The sequence below is a fragment of the Lutibacter sp. genome (assembly GCF_041596795.1).
Taxonomy (GTDB): domain Bacteria; phylum Bacteroidota; class Bacteroidia; order Flavobacteriales; family Flavobacteriaceae; genus Lutibacter.
On the sequence record NZ_JBFHHX010000210.1, the window covers coordinates 1 to 4,121 of the forward strand.

A 4,121-nucleotide genomic window follows, 5' to 3' on the forward strand; every position below is an offset into this window, starting at 1 on the left:
TTCTCTGTACGGAGAATCTGTTCCAGACACATCGTGATGATCTCTTCCCAATACAATTGGCGCTGTAATTTCACCACTTTTTATTGCATTGTTAAAAGCTTCCGCAATTTTAATTCTTCCTTCAGCATCAGCATATAAAATGCGTGCTTGTGAGCCCACAACTAATTTATTTTCTTGTGCACCTTTAATCCACTGAATATTATCAGCCATTTGCTGTTGTATTTCTTCAGGTGAATTCTTTTTAATTTCCTCTAAAACCTTACAAGCAATAGCATCAGTTTTTTCTAAATCTGAAGGATTTGCACTAGTACAAACCCAACGAAAAGGCCCAAAACCATAATCAAAACACATAGGTCCCATAATATCTTGTACATAACTCGGATATTTAAAATCGATGCCATTTTCAGCCATAATATCTGCTCCTGCTCTACTCGATTCCAATAAAAAAGCATTTCCATAGTCAAAAAAGTACGTTCCTTTTGCTGTGTGTTTATTAATTGCCTTTACCTGTCTTCTTAAACTTTCTTGAACTTTTTCTTTAAACAAATCTGGGTTTGAAGCCATTAATTCATTAGCTTCTTCAAAAGAAATTCCAACAGGATAATAACCACCGGCCCACGGATTATGTAATGATGTTTGATCAGAACCTAAATCTACATACACATTTTCATCAGCAAATTTCTCCCAAACCTCCACTATATTTCCTAAATACGCAATGGAAACTACTTCTAAATTTTCTTTGGCTTTTTTAACTCTTGCAACTAGTTGATTTAAATCTGAAATTTTCTCGTCTATCCAACCTTGCGATAAACGAATTTCAGTAATTTTTGGATTTACTTCAGCACACACAGTAATGCAACCTGCAATATTTCCTGCTTTTGGTTGCGCACCACTCATTCCTCCAAGACCCGATGTTAAAAATAATTTTCCTGATAACTCTTCTTTATTTTTTGCAATTTTTCTACCCGCATTTAATACGGTTATGGTTGTTCCGTGAACAATTCCTTGCGGACCAATATACATATAACTTCCAGCTGTCATTTGCCCGTATTGTGTAACTCCTAACGCATTATATTTTTCCCAATCATCTGGTTTACTGTAGTTTGGAATCATCATTCCATTAGTAACCACAACTCTTGGCGCATTTTTATGTGACGGAAATAAACCCATTGGATGCCCAGAATATATTGTTAAAGTTTGATCATCCGTCATTTCACTTAAGTATTGCATTGTTAGCAAATACTGCGCCCAATTCTGAAAAACAGCACCGTTTCCTCCATAAGTAATTAATTCATGTGGATGTTGTGCCACAGCATAATCCAAATTATTTTGAATCATGTGCATAATTGCTTTTGCTTGTTCACATTTTCCAGGATATTCACTTATTGGCCTTGCATACATTTTATAATCTGGTCGAAAACGATACATATAAACTCTACCATATTCCATTAATTCTTCAGCAAATTCTTTAGCTAAAATTGTGTGATGCTTTTTATCAAAATATCGTAATGCATTTTTTATTGCTAATTCCTTTTCGCTTTTTGATAAAATATCTTTTCGCTTTGGAGCGTGATTTATAGTAGGTTGGTATTTTTTTGGAATTGGTAATTCTGATGGAATTCCTTGTTGTATAGTTTCTTGAAATGTCATTTTTACTAGTTTTTAAATTTTTATAATTACTAAATTCTTACAAAAAAACTAGGGATAACGAATATCAACTCTAAAACGAGTTAACAAAATACATTTTTTATATTTAAAGTGAAAAACGTCCAAAATTATTTCTTTTATTTGGTGTTTCACAAATATAACTCAATTTGGTTTGATAATTGAAGTGGTTTAAACAATGATATTAATTTTTAAATACATATTTCCTTCCAAATTTTGTGGAATGGCAATTTATCCTTTCATTTTTTTGAAAAACAAAGCATTGAAAGTGGATAAAAAATTAATAAACCACGAAAAAATTCACTTAAAACAACAAGTAGAATTATTGTGGATTTTCTTTTTTGTTTGGTATTTTTTTGAATACCTAATTAAATTTATTCGATATAAAAATCACGCACAAGCCTATAAAAATATAAGCTTCGAAAAGGAAGCTTATAGTAATGAAAGTGATTTTAACTATTTAAAAAACAGAAAGTATTTTGCTTTTTTAAAGTATTTTAAATAAACACCACGGTTTTATTTTTATAAACCATTACTTTACGTTTGGTGTGTAATTTAATAGCTCTGGAAAGAACAATTTTTTCTAAGTCTTTTCCTTTCAAAATAAAATCGGCTATGGTATTAGTATGTGTAACTCTGGTAATATCTTGTTCAATAATTGGCCCTTCATCTAAGTCTTCCGTTACATAATGGCTAGTTGCACCAATAATTTTTACACCTCTTTTATAGGCCGAATGATACGGTTTTGCACCAGGAAACGCTGGTAAAAACGAGTGATGAATGTTAATAATTTTATTAGTATAATCTTGTATTAATTTGCTCGATAAAATTTGCATATATCTTGCTAACACAATAAAATCCACCTCAAATTCTTTCAATAATTTTAATTGTAAATCTTCCGCAGCTTCTTTGGTTTCTTTGGTAACTTTAATATAATAATACGGAATATTAAAATTATTTGCAATAGGCTCTAAATCCGGATGATTACTAATTATCAGCGGAATTTCAACTTCCATTTCATTAGAGCTGTACCTACTTAAAATATCATATAAGCAATGGTCGTATTTTGAAACGAATAAGGCCATTTTTGGTTTTTTATCAGAATCATATAAATGCCAATTCATTTCAAAATTAGTTGCAATTGTAGTAGAAAAACTTTGTTTAAAATTCTCAACAGAAAATATTTCTTTAGAAAACTCACATTCTAAACGCATAAAAAACATACTATCTTCTCTATCAACATGTTGATCTATATAAACAATATTTCCGCTTTGTTGCTGAATAAAAGTTGTTACAGAAGCAATAATTCCTTGTTTATCATTACAATTTATAAGAATTGTTATTCGTTTCATTTTAAAAAATTTAAGCGTCAAAATTATACAAAATTTGTTGAAACAACACCAAACCTACAAAAGTTAGATATTTGACAATTATATGGTTATAATTTTAAAAAAATCATAAATTGCAGTATAAATACTAGCTAATATTACAGAATGGAAAAAATATCAGTATATAAACCAAGTAATAAAATACGAATTGTAACTGCTGCATCACTGTTTGATGGCCATGATGCATCTATAAATATCATGCGAAGAATTATTCAGGCAACTGGAGTTGAAGTTATTCATTTAGGTCATGATAGAAGTGTAGAAGAAGTTGTAAACTGCGCCATACAAGAAGATGCAAATGCCATTGCTATTACCTCTTACCAAGGTGGCCATATGGAGTATTTTAAATTTATGTTTGATTTATTACAAGAAAAGGGCGCATCTCAAATTAAAATATTTGGTGGTGGTGGCGGTGTTATTCTTCCTTCTGAAATTAAAGAACTAATGGAGTACGGAATCACCAGAATTTATTCTCCAGATGATGGAAGAGCGTTGGGATTGCAAGGAATGATAAATGACATGGTTGAAAAAAGCGATTTTCCTAGTGGAGAAACAATTGATTTTTCAACTGAAGAATTAGCCCTTAAAAATAACACACAAATAGCAAAATCCATATCAGCTGCTGAAAATTTTTCTGAAAAACATTTAAAATTTATTGAAGAAATTAGACAGGAAGCCGCAACGTCTAAAATTCCTGTTTTAGGAATTACAGGAACTGGAGGTTCTGGAAAATCATCTACAGTTGATGAATTGGTTAGACGATTTTTAATTGATTTTCCTACTAAAACTATTGCCATTGTATCTGTAGATCCATCAAAAAGAAAAACTGGTGGCGCATTATTAGGTGATAGAATTAGAATGAATTCTATTAAAAACGATAGAGTTTATATGCGTTCTTTAGCTACCAGACAAGCAAATTTAGCACTCTCAAAACATGTAACTGACGCTGTAAATATTTTAAAAGTTGCTGGTTTTGATTTGGTGATTTTAGAAACTTCGGGTATTGGACAAAGTGATACTGAAATTATAGATCATTCTAATGTATCATTGTATGTAATGACACCAGAA

General features: G+C 30.8%; 4 protein-coding genes. 2 read left to right on the top strand and 2 right to left on the bottom strand.

From position 1 onward, the window contains the following. Window positions 1–1,650 (bottom strand): urocanate hydratase (locus ABY298_RS15265; RefSeq protein WP_372746914.1); only part of this gene is annotated, 1,650 nt, incomplete at its 3' end. Window positions 1,651–1,843: 193 nt separating this feature from the next. Between ABY298_RS15265 and ABY298_RS15270 the strand changes: the two genes are divergently transcribed. Further along, window positions 1,844–2,170, top strand: a complete 327-nt coding sequence (locus ABY298_RS15270) for a hypothetical protein (protein WP_372746915.1) — start codon at window positions 1,844–1,846, stop codon at window positions 2,168–2,170. Here ABY298_RS15270 and purU read toward each other — a convergent pair. After that, complete coding sequence (gene purU / locus ABY298_RS15275; protein WP_372746916.1) at window positions 2,163–3,017, bottom strand: formyltetrahydrofolate deformylase; 855 nt, start codon at window positions 3,015–3,017, stop codon at window positions 2,163–2,165. The two genes, ABY298_RS15270 and purU, sit on opposite strands and share 8 nt — an antisense overlap. Before the next feature lie 141 nt (window positions 3,018–3,158). On the opposite strand from purU, the gene ABY298_RS15280 reads away from it, so the two are divergent. Beyond that, on the top strand, window positions 3,159–4,121 hold a 963-nt coding region (locus ABY298_RS15280; protein WP_372746917.1), incomplete at its 3' end, for a cobalamin-dependent protein.